The organism is Bartonella sp. HY328 (genome assembly GCF_025449335.1).
Taxonomy (GTDB): Bacteria; Pseudomonadota; Alphaproteobacteria; order Rhizobiales; family Rhizobiaceae; genus HY038.
This window is the reverse complement of the sequence record NZ_CP104883.1, coordinates 1,651,790-1,677,475: the sequence shown is the minus strand read 5'-3', so window position 1 is coordinate 1,677,475 and position 25,686 is coordinate 1,651,790. Positions and strand designations below refer to the sequence as shown.

Genomic DNA, 25,686 nt, shown 5'->3' with positions numbered 1-25,686 from the left:
GCGGGCTTATTATTAATTATTTTCATTTTTAGCCCTCCTATAATAAGTATTTTAAATTAAACTACAGATAACAATATCTGTGCAATTGACAATAACCATATTGTTAAACATTTTACAATATTAAATATCAAAGAAAAGACTGGCTAAAATTCAATTCTACTCTATGTTGTATAATTACATCAATCGATGATTAGACCACATTCTACCTTTTTGTTGTGAACACCTTTATGCTCTTAGTTTCATTTTTTAATAGAACATTACTTAAAATTATATATTAGAATTTACAAATTTAATATATTGCAAGCATATGGTCAAAAGTTTATCAAAGTTTTTGTTCAACAACTTTCGCGGCTGGATGAATCGTTGTAAAATCTATGCCAAATATATTAAACTTAAGTCAGATTAAAACACTGTAAGATATAAGGGTAAAGCTATGAGCGAGACAAAACAAAAAATCATTTTAGATTGTGATCCAGGTCATGATGATGCAATTGCCATGTTGTTAGCTCATGGCAATCCAAATATTGAACTGGTCGCGGTAACAACGGTAGTAGGTAACCAGACTCTTGAAAAAGTTACACGTAATGCACTTGCAGTTGCACGTATCGCTAATATTACCAATGTACCTTTTGCAGCAGGTTGTGTGCGCCCATTAATTCGCGCGATTGAAGTTGCGCCAGATATTCATGGTGATTCTGGTCTTGATGGCCCCGTACTACCAGAGCCAACATTAAATCTTGATCCACGCCATGGCGTTGATCTCATCATTGACACAATTATGTCACACCCGCCTAAAACGATCACAATCGTACCAACCGCTGGCCTTACCAATATTGCTATGGCAGTTCGTAAAGAACCACGCATTGCTGAACGGGTAAAAGAAGTGGTACTAATGGGTGGCGGTTATCACGTTGGTAACTGGAGTGCTGTTGCAGAATTCAATATTAAAATCGATCCAGAAGCTGCTCATATCGTCTTCAACGAAAAATGGCCGCTCACTATGGTAGGTCTTGATCTTACCCATCAAGCACTTGCAACGCCCGATATTGTCGAAAAAATTGCTGCTATTGGCACAAAACCTGCGCAATTTGTTGTGGAGCTTTTAGAATTTTTTGGCAAAATGTATAAAGAAGCGCAAGGCTTTACCGCGCCACCAGTGCATGATCCTTGTGCTGTAGCCTATGTTATCAATCCAAATCTTATCAAGACCAAGCGCGTTCCAGTAGATATTGAACTTACAGGAACACTAACACTTGGTATGACTGTTGCAGACTTCCGCTTCCCAGTTGATGAAAGCTGCCATACGCAAGTAGCAACAGAACTCGATCGCGAAGGCTTTTGGGATCTCATCATAGATGCATTAAATCGCATCGGTGAAGTAAATATTTAAATGGAATTTTAGGGCATCTTTGATGCCCTTTTTTTCAACTTTTGTTGTAAAGAATTCTGTAGTTAAAAGACATGATATTTAAAACTATTCTTGGCTTTTTAAACCTCCTCTGAAGCTATCCAAAAACAACAATTTTTTACCACGATTTTCTATATTGTGATTTTATGACTATAGACAAAAAATAGAAATTAAATTATAAATTATACTAATTTTTTGTAATTATCATACCTTTAACAATGTAGAATCGTAATAAAATGTCAACCACCTCTCAAATTCACCCACCTAGAAACTCTATAGCGAAGGTGTTACTCGCAAGTCTTATTGGCACGACTATAGAGTTTTTTGATTTCTACGTCTTTGCAATCGCCGCAGCTTTATTCTTCCCAGATATTTTCTTTGCAAAAGGCGACATATCAAACCCTGACGCAGACTTACTTGCAAGACTGAGTTCTTTTGCTATTTTTTCCGCTGCCTTTTTTGCAAGACCGCTTGGCGCCATTATATTTGGTCATTATGGCGATAAAATTGGCAGAAAAGCCACTTTAGTTGCTGCTTTGCTCACCATGGGTATATCAACTGTTATCATTGGCTGCTTGCCTACCTATAAGGATATCGGTTGGTTTGCGCCGTTACTACTAACACTTTGTCGCGTTGGTCAAGGTATTGGTCTTGGTGGTGAATGGGGTGGAGCTGTGCTGCTTGCAACTGAAAATGCGCCACCAGAAAAACGCGGTTGGTACGCCATGTTTCCGCAACTTGGTGCCCCAATCGGTCTTATTTTATCTGCCGGCTTGTTTTGGGTTATGTTAACTGTCTTAGATATGAAGCAAATATATAATTGGGGCTGGCGAATTCCATTTCTCGCTAGCATTATCCTTATTGTCATAGGCCTTTGGGTTCGTCTTTCCATCAGTGAAACACCGCAATTTAAAGCTGCAATTGAACGGGAGGAGCGCGTAGAAGTTCCTATGCGAGATGTTTTTACGAAACATTTACGCGCGCTAACATTAGGCACTTTTGCCGGTATGACTACATTTGTTTTGTTTTACCTATTCACCGCATATCTTCTAACTTATTCACAAAATAACGTGGGGTTAAGCTTTACCGAAGCTTTGGAAGTTGAAATCGTTGGAGCAATGTTTTTTGCACTTTTCATTCCTTTTGCAGGGCGGATATCGGATAAAATTGGTCGCCGTCGCTTGATGATTTACGTTACCATCTTTATCGCTTTATTTTCCTTCACTGTTCCCTATTTCCTCAGTCAAGATATTTGGGGACTATTTGCAATATCAATCATTGGCTTATCGCTTATGGGGTTAACCTATGGTCCAATTGGTGCTGTATTAGCATCACCTTTCCCGACCAGCATTCGGTATAGTGGCGCGTCAATGACTTTCAATTTAGCTGGAATTTTAGGTGGATCTTTTGCACCATTTATCGCGACTTGGCTCGTTGATAAACTCCACAGTCTTCCTTATCTTGGCTTTTATCTTTGCATAAGCGCAGTTATTTCTTTAATTGCCTTTATCTCCTTCAAAGACGAAGAAATCGGCCACTAACCGCAATTTATGAATAGATAGCAAACAATAAAAAGCCCTTTTATCAATTATAAAAGGGCTTTTTAAGCAAAACTATGCTTTTTATAAAACTTAATTAAATCCATCAAGGAGCGAGAACGAGCCAAAGTACGGCAAGTGGTGGCAAAAACAATAAAATAGTTACAGGGATTGAAAATTGTCGTTTAAAAATCCGCGAAAAAATAAGGGCGAATATGACAGTAAAGACTATGAAGCTTGCATCAACTGCCATTGAAACATGAGCCTCACCAAAAATGGATGAGGTAAGGTTGCTGGAACCAATGAATGAAAGCATTAGTAACGAAGCTGCTAAAGCCCAAGATAAAATAAAAATACGTTGTAAAATCGACATATTTAAAACCTATCAACGCCGCATAGATTTAACTGTCCGCCACAGTGCATAGCCACCAAGGGCGATAATAACAACAAAAATCCAGCGGCCATATTCTAAATGATTTGGATCAAGTAAAGTTTCTGGCCTTGCCAAGCCCCAAAGACCAATGGCTATTAATAAAATTGGTGTAACACGCATTTAAGCTTTTTTCTCCCATTTTTGGTTTTCATTTTGTTGCCAATAAGTAACTGTGTGGCCCGCTGTTTTAAACTCTTTCCACTGTGCGCGTACACGATTAAGCTGATCGCTATTATGCCCGTCAAAAATGATGACAATGCGCTCATAATTATCAATATTTTTGCACTGTGCACCCTCTATACAAAATCGTACAGTTGAAAGATTTGGATTTTCGTCCGTGCAGGTCAAGATAACAGGCTGCTCTTGAGGCCAATTATCACTATCTAACCCATGGGGAATAAATGATATGGGTGATAATGCCCATAAATGATTATCCATTTCATCACGGCGTTTTTCACTATCAAATTGAATTGAAACTCGCCATTTTCGCTCCAATGAACGCTCGACAAGACCCGGTAAGGTCTTGTCTAATGTTGTTTGCGTTAAGTGATAGAATAGAACCTCACTCAAAACTTAATCCTCATAATATTCAGCAACAAAACGGTCTAACAGACGCACGCCAAAGCCGGATGCCCATGATTGGTTATACTCATTTTTAATTGAATCAATTGCTGCGCCAGCGATATCAAGATGGGCCCAAGGGGTATCACCAACGAAGCGCTTTAAGAATTGCGCAGCCGTTACCGAACCGGCAAGGCGACCAGTGCTATTGCGCATATCCGCAAATTTGGAATCAACAATTTTGTCATATTCTTTACCCAATGGCATGCGCCATAACTTTTCACCGGTCAAACGGCCAGCATCAAGCAGATGATCAGCCAATGCATCATCATTGGCGAAAAGACCGGCATGCTCGTGCCCAAGAGCCACCATAATAGCGCCGGTCAAAGTTGCTAAATCAATCATCAACTTTGGTTTAAACTTTTCTTTTGTATACCAAAGGGCATCTGCAAGAACTAAACGCCCCTCAGCATCAGTATTGATTATTTCAATCGTCTGCCCGGACATGGAAGTAACAATATCACCCGGACGTTGTGCATCACCATCTGGCATATTTTCAACCAAGCCAACAACACCAACTGCATTTACCTTGGCTTTACGAGCAGCAAGAAGGCGCATTGCACCAACAACAGCTGCAGCCCCGCCCATATCTCCCTTCATGTCTTCCATGCCGGCACCACCTTTGAGCGAAATGCCACCAGTATCGAACACAACGCCTTTACCAACAAAGGCAATAGGATTATCTTTCGATGCGCTGCCATTCCAACGCATGATTGCAAGGCGCGGTGGACGCGCAGAACCACGCGCTACCCCTAAAATAGCATTAGCACCAAGTTTGCGTAATTCTTTTTCACCAAGAATTTCAATTTTTAATCCTAGTTTTTCAAGCTTTTGTATTTCTTCGGCAAATTCAACAGGGCCCAAAACATTTGCAGGCTCATTAACAAGATCACGAGCTAAAATAATGGCTTCAACCATTTGTTGAGACTTTTCAAAGGCAGCGCTTAGAATTTTTTCATCATCAGTTTGAATAGTCAGCTTTATCGTCGCCTTATTGTCCTTCTTTGCTTTAGTTTTATATTTGTCAAAATCATAAAGCCGCAGCATTATACCAGTTATAAAATCGACAATATCACGCTTTGACAGTGTAATATCGGCAAAAGAAAGGGCAACGGTAATATTTGAACTATCCCCAAATTGTGCTGCAGTTGAGCCACCAAGCTTCATCCAGTCATCAAAATTATATTTATCGACCTCACCAGCACCGATTAGAATAAGGCGATCATAGCCCTGATCTGTGCTTTGAATAGATTCGACAGAGGTTGAAACTTCGCCTTTAAAACCATGAACTTTAATTAATTGGCTGACGAAATCTTCATTGGCAATTTTTAAAACCTTATCACTTGGCCTTATATTGGCCCCATTAAATATTATAAAAGCACCTTTTTTGGGCTTGGCAACGCTGGAAATCTTAGGCGAAATAATCTTTGACATTGAGCATCCCTTTGTTTTGGATTTACCGTTTAATTACACAATTTGTGATAGCTTCTTGAAAAAATGTAAAAACCTATGGCAAAAGTAAAATAATTAAGCTTTATATGCGATTCTTATCGGTAATATGATAAATTAAGTTTCATTTTACAAATTGATAATTTTTAAATGGCCTATTCGCCCAAGAGAGCAGGAGTTTCAACTCTTTTTATGCATTTAATCGAGACCTATATCCTGCGCAGGATTCTAACTTTATTTTTTGCCGTTTTGCTGGGCTCAATCGGGATAGTTTGGATTGTCCAGCTACTCGGCCACATAAATTTTTTAACAACTAGCGGCCAAACCTTTTGGACTTTTTTTAATCTATCTACCCTTATCATTCCATCGGTTATTCCGCTCGTTATTCCGTTTGCGCTGGTTATCGCGATTGTAATCATTTTTTATATGATGAACCAAGATTCGGAGCTCGTCGTTATATCTGCTGCGGGTAGTCCACGTTATGTTATTTGGCGGCCAGTATTAATATTAGCGATTTTGGCATCTATCAGCTCCTTTGCTATTACAAATTATGTGGCACCATATGCGCGCCTCAATATGAGACAAATGGTAGCTGCAGCTAATTCAGATTTGATTAATTTATTCTTACAAGCGGGAGCTTTTAGTCAAATACAGCCCAATATCTATCTAGAGATTGGTGAACGTACAGCTGATGGAAAAATTGGTGAGCTTTTTATTGTCAATCGCACAGACCCAAACGTTGAAGTCAATTATTACGCGGTTAATGGTTATGTAGCCAACAATAAAAAAGGAGATTTTTTAATATTAAAAAATGGCGAAGTTCAACGTCGCGAATATAAGACCGCTAAAATTACCATTATTAAATTTGACGAATATACATTTGATTTAAGTGAACTTGCTCCCGAAGAACGTGCCTCATTCACTTACCCTAAAGACCAATTTTTATCAGAATTACGCCACCCTAACCCCAATGACCCCAATTTTCAGCGGCGTCCGCAACAATATACAGCCGAATTGCACCGCAGGTTTTCTTCATGGCTTTATCCAATTGTATTCGCTTTGATTGCGTTGACAACTGTTGGCGACGCGCGCTCTCACAGGCAAGGTGGTGCATCAGCAATTTTGGTTGTCTTAGGCTGCACGTTTTTTATTTTTTGGCTCGGTTATTTTTTGGGTGACAAGGCCGACAATGATCTTGCTTATATTCCTTTTCTGTATGCGGTTCCCGTTTTATCAATCGCGTTCCTGTTATTTTTATTGCTGACTAATCGTCAATTATCGATTCCGCAAATTTGGCAAGATCGCTTAGCAAAAATATTTTCAAAAATGCGATTTAAAAAAGCTGAAAAATCAGCAAACGAAGGAGTCCCTAAATGATCGGTTGGACACTTGGACGCTATTTTTTCATTCGCTATATCCGTATTACTTTTTATTTCGTCATCGGTATTTTTACCCTTGCAATGCTAATAGATTTTTCAGAAAATGCTGGGCGACTAGCTTCCCTGCCGGGCTATTCAGCTTTAGGAGCTTTAGCTTTATCTGCCTTACGCATTCCTTTTATAATGCAACAACTCTTTCCCTTTGTTGCGCTATTTTCTGCAATGGCAACATTAATGTCTCTAAATCGCCGATTCGAGCTTGTTATCGCGCGCTCTATCGGCCTTTCTGCTTGGCAGTTTTTATTGCCGGCTTGTGTGGGAGCACTATTATTTGGCCTTGCAGCTGTTGTCATCGTTAACCCACTTGCAGCGTGGAGCCAAGCAAAAGCTGAAAGACTTATAGCTCAATGGAGCAATCCGACTAATATTGAATTTAGCGCTAAAGGTAATCGTGTCCCTTGGCTAACACAAAGTACGGGGGATAGCAGGATCACTATTGGCGCATCGTTGATTCTCGAAAAAGGTCGCGTTTTACAAGATGCCGTATTTGTTCGCTATAATGATGACAAAACAATAAAAGATTGGCTCAATGCTAGCACCGCAAGCTTAGAATCCGGCAAGTGGGTTTTAAACAATGTTACCCAAACAAGCGCTGGAATGCCGCCTAAGTCTTTTAAAACCCTAGAAATACCTACTCAATTACGCCCTGAATATCTGGAAGAGCGGCTAGCTGATCCAACAACCATTCCATTTTATGAACTACCTCGTAAAATTGAAGTTGCCCGCTCTTTTGGCTATTCGGCCAATAATTTTAACATGCAATTGCAATCTCTCATTGCATTACCTGCCCTTCTTGTGGCAATGACATTAATCGCAGCAACTGTTTCATTGAAATTTGTACGATTTGGTCAGTCTGGTATAATGATTTTAGCTGGCATCCTTGCAGGTTTCGTGCTTTATGTTGTATCAGTAATGGTTAAAGCTTTTGGTGATGCAGGCTATGTCCCCCCCATAGTTGCTGCATGGGTACCAGTTTTGATTGCAATGTTCTTTGGAGTTTCATTTTTGCTCCATAAGGAGGATGGCTAGTGAATAAATTAAATAAACACAGTAATTACATTGGTTACTTACAAGCCTTGGCTTGTGGTACTGCACTTGCTTGTGTTTTAGGAACTGTAGGACTACCTTCCTCTGCCTATGCCCAAAATATCGGATCTTTAACCACTAATAATTCTGCTAATAATAACGCTCCAATGTTGTTATCAGCAGATGAAATGGTAATGGATAGAGATCAGCATACAGTAACGGCTCGAGGCAATGTTCAAATTGAATATAATGGCAATCGTATTGTTGCACGTGAAGTTACTTATAACCAACAAACTAAGCGTGTGATGGGGCGTGGCAATGTAGAGATTGTCGATGCAAAAGGTGTAAAAATATATGCCCAAGAGGTTGATTTAACCGACGATCTTGGTGAAGGATTTGTAAATAGCCTTCGTGCTGAAACCGCCGATAATACGCGTTTTGCCGCTGAAAGCGCTGAGCGCAGCGGCGGACAAATGACCGTCTTTAATAATGGAGCCTATACAGCTTGTGAGCCTTGTTACCAAAAGCCTGATAGTGAAGTGCTTTGGCAGGTTAAGGCGCGCAAAATTATCTGGAACGGCACAACTAAAACCATGCGCTTTGAAGATAGCCGCTTTGAAGTATATGGCGTACCGATCGCTTGGTTTCCTGTTTTTGAAATGGCGGATCCTTCAGTCAAAAGAAAAAGCGGTTTTCTTTCACCTAGCTTTATTTATAAAGATAATTTAGGTTTTGGTGTTTCAAGCGGCTATTTTTGGAATTTAGCACCCAATTATGATTTTACTCTGTCGACAACAGGATATTCTAAGCAAGGCGCATTGGTCTCGGGTGAATGGCGTCATCGCTTAGAAAATGGCAGCTATGACATTCGTCTTAATTATATCAACCAATTAAATCGTGATGACTTTGATAGCTGGTCAATTGATAAGCGCCAAACTAATCGCTACTCTTTGACTACGAAGGGTGATTTTAATATTAATCCGCGTTGGAATTTCGGTTGGGACATTCTTGCACAATCAGATCGTAATTTTAGCAGAACCTACGGTATTGCTGATTATAATTCGGAGGTTAACCGGTCGCAAATATACTTGACGGGTTTGAATAAGCGCAATTATTTTGACATGCGCTTCTATCATTTCGATGTTCAAGAAGATCTACTCAAATCTAACAGCAATGAACGCAATACCAAGCAACCTTGGGTTTTACCAAGGATTGACTACACATTCATTCCTGATGAGGCTATTTTGGGTGGTGAATTAAAAGTTACGACCAATTTCCAATCTCTATATAGAGAAAATGCCGATTATGCTTTTGCAGATTGGAATGGAAATGCACTTGACAGAGCGCGTTTAGCCGGCATCAATGGAACATCATCACGTCTTACTGGTGAAGTCGAGTGGAAGCGTGATTTCATATCCGACCAAGGTTTGGTGATAACGCCTTTATTTGCCTTGCGTGGCGATGGCATCGTGATATCACCGGACGATAATTATAGTAAGGCCCTGTCGTCCAGCATAGACTATAGCAATTTCGACATTAAGGACAATGCCTTCCGTGGCATAGCAACAGCAGGCTTAGAAATTCGATATCCAATATTGATTAGCGCAGGTAATTCAACCCATATTATCGAGCCAACAGCTCAAATTTTTGCTCGTAATAATGAACAATATGCTGGGCGGCTTATAAATGAAGATGCTCAGAGTTTTGTATTTGATGCAACTACCTTATTTGAGCGCGATAAGTTTTCTGGTTATGATCGTGTCGAGGGTGGAACAAGAGCCAATGTTGGCGTGCGCTATTCTGGAAACTTTGATAATAATTGGTCGCTTTATGGTCTTGCCGGTCAGTCATTTCAACTTGCAGGCATAAATTCCTTTGACAGCAACGATTTAGTTAGTGTCGGCTCAAATTCTGGTTTAGAGACTTCACGCTCAGACTATGTCGCAATGCTAGGCTTATCTGATGGATCAGGCCTATCCTTGGCCACGCGTGGTCGATTTGATGAACGCTCACTTCAAGTGCGGCGCGGTGAAATAGATCTTCGCAAGCAATGGTCTAGCCTATCGCTTGGTACTCAATATGCCTATATTGAACGTCAGGCAAATTATGGTTATGCCAATGATAGACAAGAAGTTTCCGTTAATGGAAGTGTTAAGATCATTGAGAATTGGAATGTAACGGCCAATACTAGTTATGATATTGTTTCTGATACGGTGGTGCGTGCAGGTACTGCAATAAATTATCAAGATGAATGTTTCGGTATTCTTTTTGGTTATTCGCAAACACGTAATCCCGGCGAAACAGCATCTTCGCATAATTGGAATTTCATGTTATCGTTTCGTACAATTGGTGATTTCGGTTCTGGGACCGCCCGTTAATTTTGCTTCTGTTAATAGGGTTCAAATTGAACCTGTCATTGTTTTGCCTTTTATTTCACTATAATAGCGTTAAAACACATGTCGTTATGACATTTAATAAGATGAGAGCTTGGAATATGGTAAGAATAAAAAGCCGCCTTTTTGCATATTTAATGTCCGCGGCCTTAAGTGTTAGTTTTGTTGGTAGTGATTTAGCAGGCTTGCATTCGGCTCAAGCAGCATCAACAACGGTTGCATTGGTGGTAAATGGTAATGCAATCACAAATCTTGATATTGAACAACGTAAAGCGTTTCTAAAGGTTCAAAACCGCGGCGGTAATCTTACCCAGTTAGCTCGCGAAGAGTTAACTGACGAAATGTTAAAGCGTGTAGAAATGAAACGCCGCAACATTGAAGTCAGCCTACAAGAAGTTAATGCTGCCTATGACAATTTTGCCGCACGTAATAATATGTCCCCTCAGCAAATGGGGCAGATGTTAACGCAAGCAGGTTTGACACCAGCCCATTTTAAAGCTTATATAATGGTGCAAATGGGATGGGGGCGCTTGGTTAGCGCGCGTTACCGAGCAGAAGGTATGGTTTCAGAAGGTGAAGCTGTGCAGCGCATGTTGAAAAATGGCGGTGTAAAACCAACAGCCAATGAATATCTTTTACAGCAGGTGATCTTTGTTATACCCGCCAATCGTCGTGGCGCAATATTAAATCAACGCCGCCAAGAAGCAAACGCTTTGCGCGCACGAGTTAATGGTTGTGATTCAACGCGTGAATTGGTCAAAGGCAAAATCGATATTACAATTCGTAATCTAGGCCGTGTTCTTGAACAACAATTGCCACCAGAGTGGGAAAAGACCGTAAAAGCGACAAGTTCTGGAAAAGCAACAGCTGTGCAAGAAACCGCTCGCGGTGTCGAATTTTTAACTATTTGCTCTATCCGCAAAGTAAATGATGATAGGGTAGCGCAGCTTGTCTTTTCAATTCAAGAAGGCAGTAATGGTGAAGCCAAAGCAGCCCAACTAGAAAAGAAATATATCGCCGAACTTCGGAAAGCTGCAAGGATCCAAACACCTTAATGCTGCCTATTGCTATATCATCTGGAGACCCTTCAGGAATCGGATTAGAAATCGCATTGAAGGCTTGGCTTAATCGCAAGTCTTCAATGCTTTCACCTTTTTTTATAATTGGTGATGCCACGATTATTACACAACGTGCAAAATTATTGGGCCTTGATGTAGATATCGAAGTAACCAACAAAGATAATCTTGCTAAAAATTTCGATTTTGCCCTACCGGTACTGCCTCTCACTCAGCAACAGATTAATCAAGTTGGTGTTCCGTTGAAAGAGAATTCAGCTGGCATCATTGAATCAATAGAACAAGGTGTCAGTTTAATTTTTGCTAAAAAGGCACGCGCAATTGTCACTTGCCCTATTGCGAAAATTAATCTTTATGAAGCGGGTTTTAAGTTTCCAGGGCACACAGAATTTTTAGCCGCCCTCAGCCAACAATATACTGGGAAAGCAGTTAAACCAGTCATGATGCTGGCGGGGCCGCATTTGCGGACAGTGCCAGTGACGGTGCATATTCCTTTAAAGCAAGTACCACTAGACCTCACCCAAGAACTTATCATTGAAGTTGCAACTATTTGCAATCGCGACCTTATTGAAAAATTTGGTATTGGGCAGCCACGCATTGCCATTGCAGGTCTAAATCCTCATGCGGGCGAGTCGGGCGCGATGGGAACAGAAGACAGAGATATCATCCAGCCTGCTATTAATATGCTGCGCCAACAAGGCATTATTGTCAGTGATCCTATGCCATCGGATACTATGTTTCATACACGCGCGCGCCAAAATTACGATGTTGCGCTTTGTATGTATCACGACCAAGCTCTCATCCCTGTCAAAACCATAGGTTTTGACGAAACTGTCAATGTTACTTTGGGATTGCCGTTTATTCGCACTTCACCAGACCACGGCACAGCTTTTGATATTGCTAATGAGGGAGTTGCAATGCCTGATAGTCTTATTGCAGCAATTCAATTAGCAGATAAACTGTCCTTAAATTCCGCACTTAAACATTAATAAATGCAAGATTGATAATTTGTCTGGCGGTCCATCTAAGGGTATGACTTAAGTGAATATTTGGTGGCTCATCAAAATTTTTAAAGTGATATTATGCGCTAGAAGCATGCTATCTTGCATTTGCCATTGCAATGTTTTACCGATGCGGAAAGTATGTCAAAATATAAGGTGTAATCATGGCCATTGATAATCTTCCCCCATTGCGTGAAGTGATCGAAACTTTTGGTCTATCCGCCAAAAAATCCCTTGGCCAAAATTTTTTATTTGACCTCAATCTAACTACAAAAATCGCTAAACAAGCAGGAGACTTAAAAGATAAGCCAGTGCTAGAAATTGGTCCTGGGCCTGGTGGATTAACGCGAGCCTTACTAGCACAAGGGGCAATAGTAACAGCAATTGAGCGTGATGAGCGGTGCCTTGCAGCATTAGAGCAAATTTCACAAGCCTATCCAAATCGCTTAAATGTTATCCATGGTGACGCTTTAGAGGTAAATTGTGTAGAATTGTTTTCAGCTTACAATGAAAAGCCGCGTATAATTTCCAACCTACCCTATAATGTTGGAACGCAATTATTAATTAATTGGTTAGTCGGCGAGTATTGGCCACCTTTTTATCATTCTCTTACCTTGATGTTTCAAAAGGAAGTCGCACAGCGTATTGTAGCAAAGGCCAATGATGATCACTTTGGACGCCTAGGTGTATTGGCTGGCTGGCGTACCCAAGCACGCATCGCTTTTGACGTGCCTCCACAGGCTTTTACACCACCGCCTAAGGTAACGTCATCAATCGTCCACCTCATACCAAAAAACAATCCGCTTGCCGTTGATATTGCAAAACTTGAAAAAATTACACATGCCGCCTTTGGGCAAAGACGCAAGATGCTACGTCAAAGCCTCAAAAGCCTTGGTGGTGAACATTTACTAAATAAAGCCGAGATAGAACCAACGCGGCGAGCAGAAACCCTTGAAATTGAAGAATTTGTTAATCTTGCCAATTTATTATGAAATTTTCTAAGGACAAATGTTACAGTGCCTATACTCCATTAAATTGGAATCAAATGACATCATAGATTTTTTTAATCTATGTTAGAAAAAAAGCTTGCCTTTATATGCATCATATTCTATCAAGCCTAACGGCTCGGAGCGTAGCGCAGCCCGGTAGCGCACTTGACTGGGGGTCAAGGGGTCGTGGGTTCGAATCCCGCCGCTCCGACCATGTAATTTTCCCCCAAAATTGACATATTAGCTTTAAAACTGCTAATTTTGCACTTCTATATTGAGATGGCTTCAAGTTGAATTGTTGATTGTAGAACAGTATTTGATCAAATAAAAAAATTACGATTTTTCTTCTCAATGCTTAGGTAATAACCTGGATCAAAGCTTAAAATAGATTAAAGCAATAGGGCTACGCGATTATAGCCCAAGAAATTTGAACGGCACAAATTTTTTAAAATTTTCATTGGCCATGCGCAAATGGATATGAGTCTGATTAGGCCAAAATCAAACTTCTTGACCTTGCCGGTATCCTTAGTAAAATCTACTTTTGTCAGATCGCCCCCAAAATATAGCTTACATTTATGGTCCCAAACTGTGCACCAGCGCGTTGACAATATATTAGGCTGATCTGGTGTCGTAATTCCGTAAGGATTGATATTTTGGGAATAATACTGAAAAAACTTGCAATGGCTTTAACAAGACTTTGGCTTTTTGGTATTCCATTTACATAGAATAAGGAACAAGCGGTAATAAGTTTATCATCTGCACCATGATATACAAAACGAGTAAATGCATTGGCAACCGGGTTTGCCAACATAGATTGCACTGCAACGAAGGCCACAAGGCCCATTGTAAAGTGATAGTTTGTGCAATCTTCTTCGACCTCCCATCCATTATGTAACCAATGAAGCAGTAGACCTTGCCTTCAGGCTTCATTGGTTGTTCAAAAAATGGAGTTAATTATAAGCCAGTTGCATTGATTGCATTTTGTAAGTCTTTTTGCAAATCTTCAAAATTTTCAATACCTATTTGCAAGCGCAAAACAGGCCCTGCATAATCTTTTTTGGCGACTACACGGTCTTTTAGATTAACATGAACTGCAAGGCTTTCATAACCGCCCCATGAATAGCCAAGCCCAAAAAGCTGTAAGCTATCAAGGAAACGACTTGCTTCTTCGATACCCCCATTTTGCAAAACAATGGAAAAAATAGTGGCTGAACCTTTAAAGTCACGACTCCAAATTGCGTGTCCCTTATTGCTTGGCAATTCCGGATGCAAGACTTCAGCAACTTGCGGTAGAGTTTCTAGCCATGAAGCAAGAGCAATTGTTGTTTTACTTTGATGAGCAAGACGTATGTTCATGGTGCGCATGCTACGCAAAACGAGATAAGCATCGTCACCCGATACACTCATGCCGGTAATTTTGTGAGCTTCCTTGATAAGTTCAGCATATTTTTCATTGGCCGACACCATCCCCATCAGCACATCAGCATGACCTGCAGGATATTTGGTCGCCGCATTGATGGAAATATCAACCCCATAATCTAACGCTTTAAATAAAAGCGGCGTTGCCCATGTGTTATCCATCATAACGATAGCGCCAATTTTGTGAGCAGCTGATGCTATTGCAGGAATATCCTGCATTTCAAAAGTATTAGATGCTGGCGACTCGGTAAAGACAATCCGCGTATTGTCTTTTAATAGCTTTTCTATACCGCCGCCAATTAACGGATCATAATATTCAACCTCAACTCCCAAGCGCGTTAAAATCGTATCCGCGAAACGACGGGTGGGAAAATAAACGGAATCCGTAATAAGTAGGTGATCACCGCTGCTTAGCGCACCTAGCAACGGCATAGTAATAGCTGCAAGACCAGATGGCGTTAACACAGTAACCGCCGAGCCTTCGAGAAGATCTACCGCATGGCAAAGCGCATCAGTGGTTGTTGTACCATGTGTGCCATAAGTATAGCGCTGGTTTTCCAAAGCCATCGTTTTGGCATCGGGAAAAAGAACGGTCGAGGCGCGGACCACTGGTGGATTAACAAAACCGTAATAATCATGGGGATTATATCCACCATGAGCGAGTTTTGTATTAACACCCCAATTATCCATATCTTTAGTTTTTGCCATTGCCTTATTATCCTCTTTTTAGGCTCTACGACCTATGGAACCAAATTTGATGTTTAGGTTAGATTATTTTTATGCTAACTTGCAAGAAAACAATGGAAAAAAATTGCTTGAACTTGCAATCAAACTACGTTCCAAATCGATATTGTAACTGCAAACTAAATCTAAGAGGGTGATTATGGCATTAAATACCAAATTTCTGACAGCTTTATTGGCGATAACAGCTTTAAGCGGCATTCAAAGCCAATTGGCAAATGCACAAAGTGAAGCAGCTCAAGCACCAGTTAAAGGCAATGTAGTTACTAGCGAAATGAAAGTAACATTGGGCGACCCTAGCCTTGAAAATGCGGGTGCAACCTTACGAGCAGTTAAAACCCGTGGTCATTTGGTATGCGGTGTCAATACGGGGTTAACTGGCTTTGCCATCAGAGATGGAAAAGGCAATTGGACAGGTTTTGATGCTGACTATTGTCGAGCAGTTGCCTCCGCTATCTTTGGCGATAAATCCAAAGTTGAATTTGTTCCTCTTTCCGCAAAAGAGCGTTTTCTTGCGCTTCAATCTGGGCAGATTGATGTGCTAATCCGCAATACAACTTGGACGATGAGCCGCGATACGTCACTTGGTATCGAGTTTACTGGAATTAATTATTATGATGGCCAAGGCTTTATGATTAATTCTGACCGGTTAAAAGACGTAACCTCTGCTTTGCAACTTTCTGGTGCTTCCATATGTGTTCAATCTGGTACATCAACTGAATTGACTTTAGCAGATTATTTCCGCAACCATAAAATGCAATATGAACCAGTGGTTTTTGAAAAATTCACTGAAGTCAATGCGGCTTATGATGCTGGCCGTTGTGACGCTTATACGACAGATCAATCATCGCTTTATGCAACTCGCTTGCAATTAGCAAATCCTGATAAAAATGTTGTTTTACCGCAAATCATTTCAAAAGAACCTTTTGGCCCCGCTGTACGCCAAGGCGATGCACAATGGGCAAATATTGTTCGTTGGACTCATTATGCAATGGTTAACGCCGAAGAATTTGGTATCACCAGTTCTAATGTTGATGATATGGCAAAATCTGATAATCCCGACATTAAGCGCATGCTTGGTGCAGAGCAAGGTAACGATATTGGTAAGGACTTAGGACTTGATCAGGATTGGGTTATCAAAATCATTAAAAATGTTGGTAATTATGGAGAAGTTTTTGAGCGCAATATAGGACAAAACACGCCGCTTAAAATTTCACGTGGTATAAATGCCTTATGGACCAAAGGTGGTTTACAATATGGCGTGCCTATTCGTTAACCACCTGTAAATAAAGCGGGTATTGATCACCCGTTTTATTTTTAAAACTTGTTTTACTTACCAAAATAATTTTATGAGGCATTGTACTCTTGGTACCTATTCAACCACGGCCCTCCCCGATAAAAAAAGGTGCGTTTAGCACCTTTTTGCGTTCCATATTAAGTGTTAGCTTTCTTATTCAATTGCTGGTAGTTATTTTTATTGGATTAACGGCCCAATGGATTATCACTAATACGATTACCAACATGCAAGCCAATAATATGACTGCTGGCTTTGGCTTTCTACTTCAGCGCGCTGGCGTTTCTATTCCCAATAGTCTTATCCCCTATAGCGAAGATTCTAACTATCTCACAGCGCTAGCTGCTGGCTTTGTCAATACAATAGTGATGGCCGTTCTATGCATCATAGCATCAAGCCTATTGGGACTTTTAATTGGCATTGGTCGGCTGTCTAATAATTGGTTAGTTTCAAAAATTTGCCTATTTTACATTGAGACTTTTCGTAATATTCCTCCACTTTTGGTGATATTTTTTTGGTATTTTGCAATAATTCAAGCTCTACTCCCATCGGTGCGTGACAGTATTGCACTACCGTTTAATGTTTTTATCAATCAACGTGGTATCTTTTTACCACAGCCAATATTTGGCCAAAGTGGTTGGTTGATTGTGCTGAGTTTTGCAGTAGCAGTTATTATTAGCCTTCTTTTATGTATCTCTTTGCATCATTGGAGCAAAAAACGCTTTGAGCAAAGCGGTAAGGCTTTGCTTTTATGGCCATTTTATATTTTAATCTTTATTGCTGTTTTTTTAATTCTTATGCCAATTTTACAATTTTCAGGCTTTAATATACCGCAAGCAGGGCGATTTAACATCAGCGGCGGCACAAGTATAACCCCAGAATTTACCGCATTATTTTTAGCCCTTTCCATTTACACATCGGCTTTAATTGCTGAAATTGTGCGCAGTGGCTTGCAAGGTGTCGATTATGGCTACAAGGAAGCTGGAGCTTCACTTGGTTTAAAGCCTCGCCTTATTACAAGGCTTATTGTTTTACCGCTTGCCTTGCGCATCATTATTCCACCACTCTCCAGCCAATATATGAGCTTGATGAAAAACACTTCACTCGCAACAGCTATTGGTTATACCGAGATTATGCGGATTGGTAATACCATCTACAATCAAACAGGGCAGCCCATCCAAGTGACGGTTATTTGGATAATCGTTTATTTAAGCCTTAGCTTACTTATTTCACTGGTGATGAATTGGTTTAATTATAAAACCAGTTTGAAAGGACGCTAAAATGGAAAGAATTAGCGCCTTTTCTCGTAAGCTGTTGCTACCTGCACTACCGCCGCCCAAACGCCAAAGCGGTATTTTGCACTGGCTAAAACGCCGACTATTTTCAAATCCACTTGATGGCTTAATAACCATATTTTTGTTAATAGCCTTGATCTACACCTCCATTCCAACTTTACGTTGGTTGTTTATTGACGCGAGTTGGATAGGCAATGATCGTGCGGCTTGCGCAACTATCATACAAGGCGGCATTCAACCCAATGGTTGGTCAGGCGCATGCTGGGCATTTGTCCGCGCTAATATGAGTTCATTTTTATATGGTATTTACCCACAAAGCGAATTATGGCGGGTTCATTGCGCATTGTTATTGGTGATTATAGTCAATATTCCACTATTGATGCCGAGAGTAAGGTTCAAAGTCATCAACGCCCTTTTATCGTTTATTTTTGTACCAATCTTTTGCTATATCTTGCTTTATGGTGGTGCGTTTGGATTAACGAGCGTGCCAACGGCACGTTGGGGTGGTTTACTTGCAACTTTAATCATTGCCTATTCTAGCATAATCGTTTCGTTACCGCTTGGCACTTTGTTGGCACTTGGACGGCAATCGAAAAAGCCAATCATTCACTTTTTATGTGTAATTTTTATCGAAACCTTGCGTGGAGTACCCTTGGTGGCAGTGCTTTTTGTCGCCAATGTCATGTTGCCATTATTTTTTCCGCAAGATCTAAATTTTGATAATTTTTTACGAGCACTTATTGCGGTAGCGCTTTTTACCTCAGTCTATATTGCAGAAGTTATTCGAGGCGGTTTGCAAGCAGTGCCTAAGGCGCAATATGAAGCTGCATGGTCGCTCGGGCTGCGTTATTGGCAAATGATTAGCTTTATCATTGTGCCACAAGCTTTTCGCCTTGTTATTCCCGGTGTCATCAATATTTTGATAGGAATGTTTAAAGATACTAGCTTGATCTATACAATTAATATGCAAGACTTGCTGGGTGCCGCCCAAAATGCCACCCTACAACCCAATTGGATAAGTCCGGTAACACCTGCAACCGCCTATATTTTTGCTGGCTTTATCTTTTGGCTATTTTGTTTTGCCATGTCACGCTATGCCCATTTTATTGAGCGCCATCTCAATGCCTCAAGAAAATTACAAAACTAATGAAATGAATAACATCATGATTGACCAAACAAATGACAGTCCCCTTGCCGTTGCAATGAATACGGTCAATAAATGGTTTGGTGACAACCATGTTTTGCGTGATATTAATCTATCTGTCACGGTGGGTGAAAAAATTGTGGTTATCGGTCCCTCAGGATCAGGTAAATCAACCATGATCCGTTGCATAAATGCATTGGAATCCTATCAGAGCGGACAAATCACGGTTGAGGGTATCCAGCTTGATTCCAATAGCCGCCATATTGATAAGGTTCGCAGTGAAGTTGGTATGGTTTTTCAGCAATTCAATCTTTTCCCCCATTTAACCATTTTAGAAAATTGTACTTTAGCCCCAATTTGGGTTCGCCATATGAACCGCAGCGCAGCCAATGATTTAGCACTGGATTATTTGGATAAGGTTCGCATCAAGGACCAGGCCAATAAATATCCCGGGCAATTATCGGGTGGACAACAGCAGCGCGCAGCAATTGCTCGTTCTTTGTGTATGAGCCCTAAAATCATGCTTTTTGATGAACCGACCTCGGCGCTTGATCCTGAAATGATAAAAGAAGTTTTAGATACAATCGAAGAACTTGCCAAAACTGGTATGACAATGATTTGCGTTACCCATGAGATGGCTTTTGCTCGCGAAATAGCAGATCGCATTATCTTTATGGATGAGGGACAAATTATGGAAATAAATACCCCAACAAATCTTTTTACCAATCCGCAAAATGCACGCACAAAAACATTTTTAGAGCAAATACTATAAATGAACATGCTAAAATGATGTAGAAATTTATAGTTCATTTAATTGTAAATAACTAAAAGCAAAACTTAAAGTTTATAAATGATGCCCCTAACTGTTGAACGCCTTTGTAGCATGACTAAACCTGCTCTCATTCCCATTGCAGGTCTTGAGGGGCTTAAAAACCGTATTAACTGGGTAATTGCTTCTGATAATCCCGAGCCACGTCGTTGGTTAAGAGGTGGTGAGTTTAATCTCATATCAGGTTGGAACCTTAATGATGATGCGGCAATGATCCGCTACATGGATCAACTCTATTCAAGTGGAGTTGCTGGCATTGGCTTTGGTATAGGGCTTAAATTTAGTAAAATTCCAGCCATCATGATTGAAAGAGCAAATGCTCTTAAACTCCCCTTATGCGAAGTGCCTTATGAATTAAGTTTTGCCCATATAACGCAGATTGCCGCAGAACAGCTTGTCGATAAGCCAAGCCACCTTGGCAATACATCCTATTACAGCCAAATTCTTGATGATGCCATTGATGAAAAATTACAGCTTTCCGATATTACGATGCGGCTAGCCAATAGCTTATTGGCAGACTGCCAAATCATCGAGCAGGATAAAAATATCTTAGCCGAGGCGGTACGCAGTAAAGGGGCAAAAGCCAAGGAAGCAATAAACCAGCATAATGATTTAACCAGCTTTTCTTGCACCAACACAATTGAATTGCGCATTAAACGCAAATCGCAAGATTTTTCATTAACCGATAAGGCATTTATTCATGAAATGATTTTGGCAGCAAGAATCATTATCAATCGCACCAATGCGGTAAAGCGCGCTGAAAGCCGCTTAAAACTTGATATGTTTTCCATGCTGATGCAATCATTTTTACCTTTACAAGAAATAAGGCACAAGCTTTTTTCACTTGGCTTTGACCCCGATAGCAATTTTGGATTTGCTGTTATACACCCCCTTAATGGTTATTTAAAAAAGACAGCAGATTCAATTGCTACGAACTTACCAAAAGACTCAATAATTCAGATTTACAACAATGAAATTATTGTTTTTTTTGCAATTTCATCCCGATTATCCCCTAAACAACTTTTAGCGCCATTGCTGACTATTTGTCCCAACTGTAGCATAGGGGTTAGTAAACCAGTTAAAGCAGATCAGTTACATACGGGCTTACGGCAAGCACAAATGCTGGCGCAAAATTTAGCAGCAGGCCTTTATGATAGTGATGATATGGCAATTGAAACCATGCTTGGTTTATTAGACCCCGTCTCAGCCAAAGCTTTCCAAAACGCCATTCTTCACAAAGATCTATCTGCTGAATTACTTACGACCATCGAGATGCTGTTGGATAGCGGTTTTAACCTCCATGAAACGGCACAAAAGCTTAACGTTCACCGCCACACAATTCGCAACCGCATTGACCGCTTTAATGACCTTACGGGTCTTGATATCCAAAATGCTGAAAGCCGTAATAAAATATGGCTCGCTTTAAAAATTGCCAAAATATTTTCCGTGTAATCTCATCAATAAATGACCCCAAAAATATCCAATATGTATAAAAAATTAAATATGATTATACAGATTGTCTATATTTTTTGACAAAAAATAGATTAATCTATCCTCAACAGTGTCAAAATGATAAGTTCTGGGATGATCTATAATAGTTTCAACCTAATTATCTTTTGATCCAATCATACAGTTTTTAAGCTAAGATGGAGGATTTAATCATGGGAAATGCAGAACTTTCAAAGCGCCGCTCAGATGCCGTTGCGCGCGGTGTTGGTGTAACAACGCCAATTTTTGCGGATAAAGCAGAAAATACTGAACTTTGGGATGCTGAAGGCAAACGCTTTATTGATTTTGCATCGGGCATTGCAGTGCTTAACACAGGCCACCGCCACCCAAAAGTAATTGAAGCGGTAAAAAAGCAGCTTGATCGCTTTACTCACACGTGCCATCAGGTTGTTCCTTATGAGAATTATGTCGAGCTTGCAGAAAGACTAAATGCAGCAACGCCCGGTAATTTTAAGAAAAAAACTGTTTTTGTAACCACCGGTGCTGAAGCGGTTGAAAATGCCGTTAAAATCGCCCGCGCTTATACTGGACGCGATGGCGTTATTGCTTTTTCTGGCGGTTTCCACGGGCGTACATTTATGGGCATGGCGTTAACCGGCAAAGTTGTGCCTTACAAGGTTGGCTTTGGCGCAATGCCTGGTGATATTTATCACATTCCCTACCCTTATGCTATACATGGTGTAACGGTTGAAGATAGTATAAATGCGTTAAATACGTTGCTTAAAGCAGATATTGATCCCAAACGCATTGCGGCTATTATTTTAGAACCTGTTCAGGGTGAAGGTGGTTTTTATCAGGCACCACCAGAACTGATGAACCGCATTCGCGAAATATGTGATGAACACGGCATTGTCATGATTGCCGATGAAGTACAGACAGGCTTTGCCAGAACAGGCAAACTTTTTGCTATGGATCACTATGACGTTGCCCCAGACCTCATCACCATGGCAAAAAGCTTAGCCGGCGGTTTCCCACTATCAGCGGTTACTGGCAAGGCTGAAATCATGGATGCTCCAGGCGTGGGTGGCCTTGGTGGTACCTATGGCGGCAACCCATTAGCCATCGCAGCGGCGCTTGCTGTGCTTGATGTAATTGAAGAAGAAGGGCTTTGTGAAAGAGCAAACCATCTTGGATCACGCTTGCGCCAACGTTTGGCTTCCATTCAGGACGATGTACCGGAAATCAAGGATATCCGTGGTCCAGGTTTCATGACCGCAGTTGAATTTTTTGACAAAAACGGCAAGCCATCAGCTGACTTTGCTAATAAAATCCGCCTTAAGGCTCTTGAAAAAGGGCTTATCTTATTGACCTGCGGTGTCTATAGCAATGTTATCCGCTTTTTGGCGCCAATCACGGTTGACGACAAGATTTTCAATGAAGCCCTTGATATTTTAGAGCAATCAATCCGCGAAGTCAAAGCCGCCAATTAGTTGATGGCTTTAACACTTGCAATCAAATAGATAAAATAAAACATTAGGGCACAATCACTTAGGTTTGTAACAATAAGGTGCCCTAGTTTTTCTCGCTGTAATTAAGCGGATAGGCTTTCCCGTAAAGCCAAAAATATTGAATAAGAAGCAATGGGATAGGATTGATATAATGTTGAAAGATAATACACTTTTTAAACAGGCTGCCTATATTGCTGGCAAATGGATTGCAGGCAACAAGGACAATGGCACAGAAGTTACTAACCCTGCAACGGGAGAAATTTTAGGTTATATTCCGAACTGCACACAAGAAATGACGCTTGAAGCGATTAAAGCTGCTGAAACGGCTCAAAAAGAATGGGCAAAACGCACGGCTAAGGAACGCTCGCTTATTTTGCGTAAATGGTTCAATCTTATGGTAGAGAACCGCGAGGATCTTGGCAAAATTCTCACCCTTGAACAAGGTAAACCCCTTAATGAAGCTATTGGCGAAATTGACTATGGTGCAAGCTTTATTGATTGGTTTGCTGAAGAAGCACGCCGCATTAATGGTGAAATTATCCCTGGCCATCAGCGCGACAAACGTCTCCTCGTGATGAAGCAGCCAATTGGAGTAGTCGCCGCGATAACGCCATGGAACTTTCCTAATGCTATGATTACCCGCAAAGCTGGCCCTGCTTTGGCTTCTGGTTGCGCAATGGTGTTAAAGCCTGCGGCTCAAACTCCATTTTCAGCCATTGCCCTTGCTATACTTGGCGAGCGAGCAGGCATCCCTGCCGGTCTCTTCTCTGTGGTGACTGGTAGCGCGAGAGAAATTGGCAAAGTTATGACTGACAGCCCAATTATACGCAAACTGACCTTTACTGGATCTACAGAAGTTGGTGCAATGCTTTATGCGCAATGCGCACCGACAATTAAAAAACTCGGTCTAGAACTTGGTGGCAATGCGCCCTTTATCGTTTTTGATGATGCCGATATTGATGCAGCTGTTGCTGGCAGTATTATTGCTAAATTCCGCAATAATGGTCAAACATGCGTATGCGCAAATCGTATTTACGTGCAAGATGGCGTTTATGACATATTTGCTAAAAAATTAACCGATGCCATTGCTAAATTAAAAGTTGGCAATGGTATGGAAAAAGACGTTATTCTTGGCCCGCTGATTGATCAGCCTGCCCTTAAAAAGGTCGAGCAGCATGTTAAAGACGCGGTCAGCAAAGGTGCACGTGTATTAACCGGTGGTAAGCCATCTGCCCTTGGTGGCACTTTCTTTGAACCAACCGTTATTGCCGATGTAACCAAGGATATGTTGGTTGCCAGTGAAGAAACTTTTGGCCCTGTTGCACCTCTTTTCCGCTTTTTTAATGAGGATGACGTTATCCAACAGGCAAATGATACGGAATTTGGTCTTGCATCCTACTTCTATGCTAAGGACTTAGCCCGCGTATTCCGCGTTAGTGAAGCATTAGAATATGGCATGGTTGGGGTTAATACTGGCCTCATTTCAACGGCAGAAGCGCCATTTGGAGGTATCAAGTCATCTGGACTTGGCCGCGAAGGTTCACATTTCGGCATTGATGACTTTGTTGAGATTAAATATGTCTGCCTTGGTGAAATTGCTTAAACCATAACACGTGCTTGCAATAAGATATATAAGATTTATAAAATGATAAGAAGGCTTCATTCTTTAATGAAGCCTTTTTTAATTAAAAAAACAGGCTAAAAAATTCATAAACAAGATTAAAATTCAAATTTAACCAATTGCTTTAAATAAACAATCACTCAACCATATCCTTGCAATTGCATTTTTTTGAATCTTTTTTTTTCTTGGCAATTTTCCAAAACCGCCATGGTAAATACCATTTATAATAGTCATCCAAAACAACTGGCACAGGGTCAATGCCATGGGTTCCAAACGGGCCACAACGGACAATACGAAATAACCCCATAAAACCACCGTTCCACAGTCCAAAACGCGCTATTGCCTCATAAGTATATTCAGAACATGTGGGGAGATGCCGACATTGATTGCCAATCAGTGATGAAAGCGTGAGCTGATAAAAGCGAATAAACACAATGCCTATAATTCGGCTCGGTGTTTTGCGCCATGGACCATCATAATTACGATTATAGCGTTTTTGATCTACCATAAGCCTTGGTTTCTAACCTGTAATTTCAAGCTGCTGGATACAATCAACAACTGCGTCAAACACCAACAGAGTCGATGCGTGACGGGCTTTAAAGTCCTTTACCGGCTGCAGACAACCAAGTTCTTCAAACTTGCCTATTGGCGGTTGGCCATTTTCCTTAAGCATGGCATACATAACATCTTTGAGCTCAATTAACTCTTGAGTACTTGCACCAATAACATGATTGGCTAGCAACGATGCTGAGGCTTGACCTAATGCACAAGCGCGCACCTCTTGGGCAAATTCTGTAATAATACCATTGGCTATTTTAATATCGACCGTGATAATCGACCCACAAATTTTAGAGTGCTGGCGCGATGATGCATCAGCATCACTAAGGCGTCCAGTTAGGCTAATATGAGCTGCGGCTGATAATATTTTGCTATTATAGATGTCATCAATCATAATTTATTGATACCAAATCCTTCTAAATCCAGTGATTGGGACTTTCGTTCCACGAATAAAC

22 protein-coding genes, 1 tRNA gene and 1 pseudogene are annotated in these 25,686 nt (G+C 40.8%); 16 read left to right on the top strand and 8 right to left on the bottom strand.

Features of this window, described 5'->3' with window-relative positions:
- Window positions 1–433 precede the first annotated feature (433 nt).
- Complete coding sequence (locus N5852_RS07160; RefSeq protein ID WP_262097149.1) at window positions 434–1,390, top strand: uridine-preferring nucleoside hydrolase UriH; 957 nt, start codon at window positions 434–436, stop codon at window positions 1,388–1,390.
- Window positions 1,391–1,644: 254 nt separating this feature from the next.
- Entirely contained in the window at window positions 1,645–2,949 is a 1,305-nt protein-coding gene (locus N5852_RS07155) for an MFS transporter (protein WP_262097148.1), read from the top strand.
- A gap of 103 nt (window positions 2,950–3,052) precedes the next feature.
- Here the strand turns inward: N5852_RS07155 and N5852_RS07150 are convergent, their stop codons facing one another.
- The 4 genes from N5852_RS07150 to N5852_RS07135 are packed head-to-tail and all read right to left on the bottom strand — an operon-like array spanning window position 3,053 to window position 5,434.
- Window positions 3,053–3,319 (bottom strand): hypothetical protein, encoded by a 267-nt coding sequence (locus tag N5852_RS07150; protein WP_262097147.1) that lies wholly within the window; start codon window positions 3,317–3,319, stop codon window positions 3,053–3,055.
- 12 nt (window positions 3,320–3,331) lie between these two features.
- Complete coding sequence (locus N5852_RS07145; protein ID WP_262097146.1) at window positions 3,332–3,499, bottom strand: hypothetical protein; 168 nt, start codon at window positions 3,497–3,499, stop codon at window positions 3,332–3,334.
- Window positions 3,500–3,949 (bottom strand): DNA polymerase III subunit chi, encoded by a 450-nt coding sequence (locus N5852_RS07140; protein WP_262097145.1) that lies wholly within the window; start codon window positions 3,947–3,949, stop codon window positions 3,500–3,502.
- 3 nt (window positions 3,950–3,952) lie between these two features.
- The gene (locus N5852_RS07135) at window positions 3,953–5,434 is read right to left on the bottom strand and encodes a leucyl aminopeptidase (RefSeq protein WP_262097144.1); all 1,482 of its coding nucleotides are present in this window, start codon (window positions 5,432–5,434) and stop codon (window positions 3,953–3,955) included.
- A 207-nt stretch (window positions 5,435–5,641) separates the two neighbouring features.
- Between N5852_RS07135 and lptF the strand changes: the two genes are divergently transcribed.
- From lptF to N5852_RS07100, 7 genes are all read left to right on the top strand, one after another.
- Window positions 5,642–6,826 (top strand): LPS export ABC transporter permease LptF, encoded by a 1,185-nt coding sequence (gene lptF, locus N5852_RS07130; protein WP_262097143.1) that lies wholly within the window; start codon window positions 5,642–5,644, stop codon window positions 6,824–6,826.
- Entirely contained in the window at window positions 6,823–7,917 is a 1,095-nt protein-coding gene (gene lptG / locus N5852_RS07125) for an LPS export ABC transporter permease LptG (protein ID WP_262097142.1), read from the top strand. The genes lptF and lptG overlap by 4 nt, the downstream gene beginning before the upstream one ends.
- On the top strand, window positions 7,917–10,292 hold the full coding sequence (locus N5852_RS07120; RefSeq protein ID WP_262097141.1) for an LPS-assembly protein LptD: 2,376 nt from the start codon (window positions 7,917–7,919) through the stop codon (window positions 10,290–10,292). The genes lptG and N5852_RS07120 overlap by 1 nt, the downstream gene beginning before the upstream one ends.
- A gap of 116 nt (window positions 10,293–10,408) precedes the next feature.
- On the top strand, window positions 10,409–11,362 hold the full coding sequence (locus N5852_RS07115) for a peptidylprolyl isomerase (RefSeq protein WP_262097140.1): 954 nt from the start codon (window positions 10,409–10,411) through the stop codon (window positions 11,360–11,362).
- Window positions 11,362–12,372 (top strand): 4-hydroxythreonine-4-phosphate dehydrogenase PdxA, encoded by a 1,011-nt coding sequence (gene pdxA, locus N5852_RS07110; protein ID WP_262097139.1) that lies wholly within the window; start codon window positions 11,362–11,364, stop codon window positions 12,370–12,372. The genes N5852_RS07115 and pdxA overlap by 1 nt, the downstream gene beginning before the upstream one ends.
- A 176-nt stretch (window positions 12,373–12,548) precedes the next feature.
- Window positions 12,549–13,376: a 16S rRNA (adenine(1518)-N(6)/adenine(1519)-N(6))-dimethyltransferase RsmA gene (gene rsmA / locus N5852_RS07105; RefSeq protein ID WP_262097138.1), complete on the top strand. Its 828-nt coding sequence runs from the start codon at window positions 12,549–12,551 to the stop codon at window positions 13,374–13,376.
- 134 nt (window positions 13,377–13,510) lie between these two features.
- Window positions 13,511–13,587 (top strand) — tRNA-Pro (locus N5852_RS07100).
- A gap of 197 nt (window positions 13,588–13,784) precedes the next feature.
- On the opposite strand, the pseudogene N5852_RS07095 reads toward N5852_RS07100, so the two are convergent.
- Window positions 13,785–14,100, bottom strand: a pseudogene (locus N5852_RS07095) (choloylglycine hydrolase); the annotation flags it as partial.
- Window positions 14,101–14,327: 227 nt separating this feature from the next.
- A complete protein-coding gene (gene metC, locus N5852_RS07090; protein ID WP_262097137.1) occupies window positions 14,328–15,500 on the bottom strand; it encodes a cystathionine beta-lyase in 1,173 nt (390 codons plus the stop codon).
- A gap of 307 nt (window positions 15,501–15,807) precedes the next feature.
- Here metC and N5852_RS07085 point away from each other — a divergent pair, with 307 nt between their 5' ends.
- The 7 genes from N5852_RS07085 to N5852_RS07055 all read left to right on the top strand — a co-directional run bounded on the left by N5852_RS07085 (window position 15,808) and on the right by N5852_RS07055 (window position 24,655).
- On the top strand, window positions 15,808–16,809 hold the full coding sequence (locus N5852_RS07085; RefSeq protein WP_262099716.1) for an amino acid ABC transporter substrate-binding protein: 1,002 nt from the start codon (window positions 15,808–15,810) through the stop codon (window positions 16,807–16,809).
- Window positions 16,810–16,898: 89 nt separating this feature from the next.
- Window positions 16,899–18,107, top strand: coding sequence for an amino acid ABC transporter permease (locus tag N5852_RS07080; RefSeq protein ID WP_262097136.1), 1,209 nt, complete (start codon window positions 16,899–16,901; stop codon window positions 18,105–18,107).
- 1 nt (window position 18,108) lies between these two features.
- Entirely contained in the window at window positions 18,109–19,269 is a 1,161-nt protein-coding gene (locus N5852_RS07075; RefSeq protein WP_262097135.1) for an amino acid ABC transporter permease, read from the top strand.
- 16 nt (window positions 19,270–19,285) lie between these two features.
- Window positions 19,286–20,038, top strand: coding sequence for an amino acid ABC transporter ATP-binding protein (locus N5852_RS07070; protein ID WP_262097134.1), 753 nt, complete (start codon window positions 19,286–19,288; stop codon window positions 20,036–20,038).
- A gap of 78 nt (window positions 20,039–20,116) precedes the next feature.
- Window positions 20,117–21,547: a PucR family transcriptional regulator gene (locus tag N5852_RS07065; RefSeq protein ID WP_262097133.1), complete on the top strand. Its 1,431-nt coding sequence runs from the start codon at window positions 20,117–20,119 to the stop codon at window positions 21,545–21,547.
- 209 nt (window positions 21,548–21,756) lie between these two features.
- Window positions 21,757–23,034 carry a 4-aminobutyrate--2-oxoglutarate transaminase gene (locus tag N5852_RS07060; RefSeq protein WP_262097132.1) on the top strand — a complete coding sequence of 426 codons (1,278 nt, stop codon included), beginning with the start codon at window positions 21,757–21,759 and terminating at the stop codon, window positions 23,032–23,034.
- A 166-nt stretch (window positions 23,035–23,200) separates the two neighbouring features.
- Entirely contained in the window at window positions 23,201–24,655 is a 1,455-nt protein-coding gene (locus tag N5852_RS07055; RefSeq protein WP_315973244.1) for an NAD-dependent succinate-semialdehyde dehydrogenase, read from the top strand.
- Between the two features lie 154 nt (window positions 24,656–24,809).
- Here N5852_RS07055 and yidD read toward each other — a convergent pair whose 3' ends face one another.
- Both yidD and N5852_RS07045 read right to left on the bottom strand, forming a co-directional pair.
- A complete protein-coding gene (gene yidD, locus N5852_RS07050; protein ID WP_262097130.1) occupies window positions 24,810–25,181 on the bottom strand; it encodes a membrane protein insertion efficiency factor YidD in 372 nt (123 codons plus the stop codon).
- Between the two features lie 12 nt (window positions 25,182–25,193).
- Window positions 25,194–25,625 (bottom strand): iron-sulfur cluster assembly scaffold protein, encoded by a 432-nt coding sequence (locus tag N5852_RS07045; RefSeq protein WP_262097129.1) that lies wholly within the window; start codon window positions 25,623–25,625, stop codon window positions 25,194–25,196.
- Window positions 25,626–25,686: the final 61 nt, after the last annotated feature.

Coding starts and splice junctions, on each gene's coding strand:
- N5852_RS07160 (WP_262097149.1), top strand. CDS start 434: ATGAGCGAGACAAAACAAAAAATCATTTTAGATTGTGATCCAGGTCAT.
- N5852_RS07155 (WP_262097148.1), top strand. CDS start 1,645: ATGTCAACCACCTCTCAAATTCACCCACCTAGAAACTCTATAGCGAAG.
- N5852_RS07150 (WP_262097147.1), bottom strand. CDS start 3,319: ATGTCGATTTTACAACGTATTTTTATTTTATCTTGGGCTTTAGCAGCT.
- N5852_RS07145 (WP_262097146.1), bottom strand. CDS start 3,499: ATGCGTGTTACACCAATTTTATTAATAGCCATTGGTCTTTGGGGCTTG.
- N5852_RS07135 (WP_262097144.1), bottom strand. CDS start 5,434: ATGTCAAAGATTATTTCGCCTAAGATTTCCAGCGTTGCCAAGCCCAAA.
- lptF (WP_262097143.1), top strand. CDS start 5,642: ATGCATTTAATCGAGACCTATATCCTGCGCAGGATTCTAACTTTATTT.
- lptG (WP_262097142.1), top strand. CDS start 6,823: ATGATCGGTTGGACACTTGGACGCTATTTTTTCATTCGCTATATCCGT.
- N5852_RS07115 (WP_262097140.1), top strand. CDS start 10,409: ATGGTAAGAATAAAAAGCCGCCTTTTTGCATATTTAATGTCCGCGGCC.
- pdxA (WP_262097139.1), top strand. CDS start 11,362: ATGCTGCCTATTGCTATATCATCTGGAGACCCTTCAGGAATCGGATTA.
- rsmA (WP_262097138.1), top strand. CDS start 12,549: ATGGCCATTGATAATCTTCCCCCATTGCGTGAAGTGATCGAAACTTTT.
- metC (WP_262097137.1), bottom strand. CDS start 15,500: ATGGCAAAAACTAAAGATATGGATAATTGGGGTGTTAATACAAAACTC.
- N5852_RS07085 (WP_262099716.1), top strand. CDS start 15,808: ATGAAAGTAACATTGGGCGACCCTAGCCTTGAAAATGCGGGTGCAACC.
- N5852_RS07075 (WP_262097135.1), top strand. CDS start 18,109: ATGGAAAGAATTAGCGCCTTTTCTCGTAAGCTGTTGCTACCTGCACTA.
- N5852_RS07070 (WP_262097134.1), top strand. CDS start 19,286: ATGATTGACCAAACAAATGACAGTCCCCTTGCCGTTGCAATGAATACG.
- N5852_RS07065 (WP_262097133.1), top strand. CDS start 20,117: ATGATGCCCCTAACTGTTGAACGCCTTTGTAGCATGACTAAACCTGCT.
- N5852_RS07060 (WP_262097132.1), top strand. CDS start 21,757: ATGGGAAATGCAGAACTTTCAAAGCGCCGCTCAGATGCCGTTGCGCGC.
- yidD (WP_262097130.1), bottom strand. CDS start 25,181: ATGGTAGATCAAAAACGCTATAATCGTAATTATGATGGTCCATGGCGC.
- N5852_RS07045 (WP_262097129.1), bottom strand. CDS start 25,625: ATGATTGATGACATCTATAATAGCAAAATATTATCAGCCGCAGCTCAT.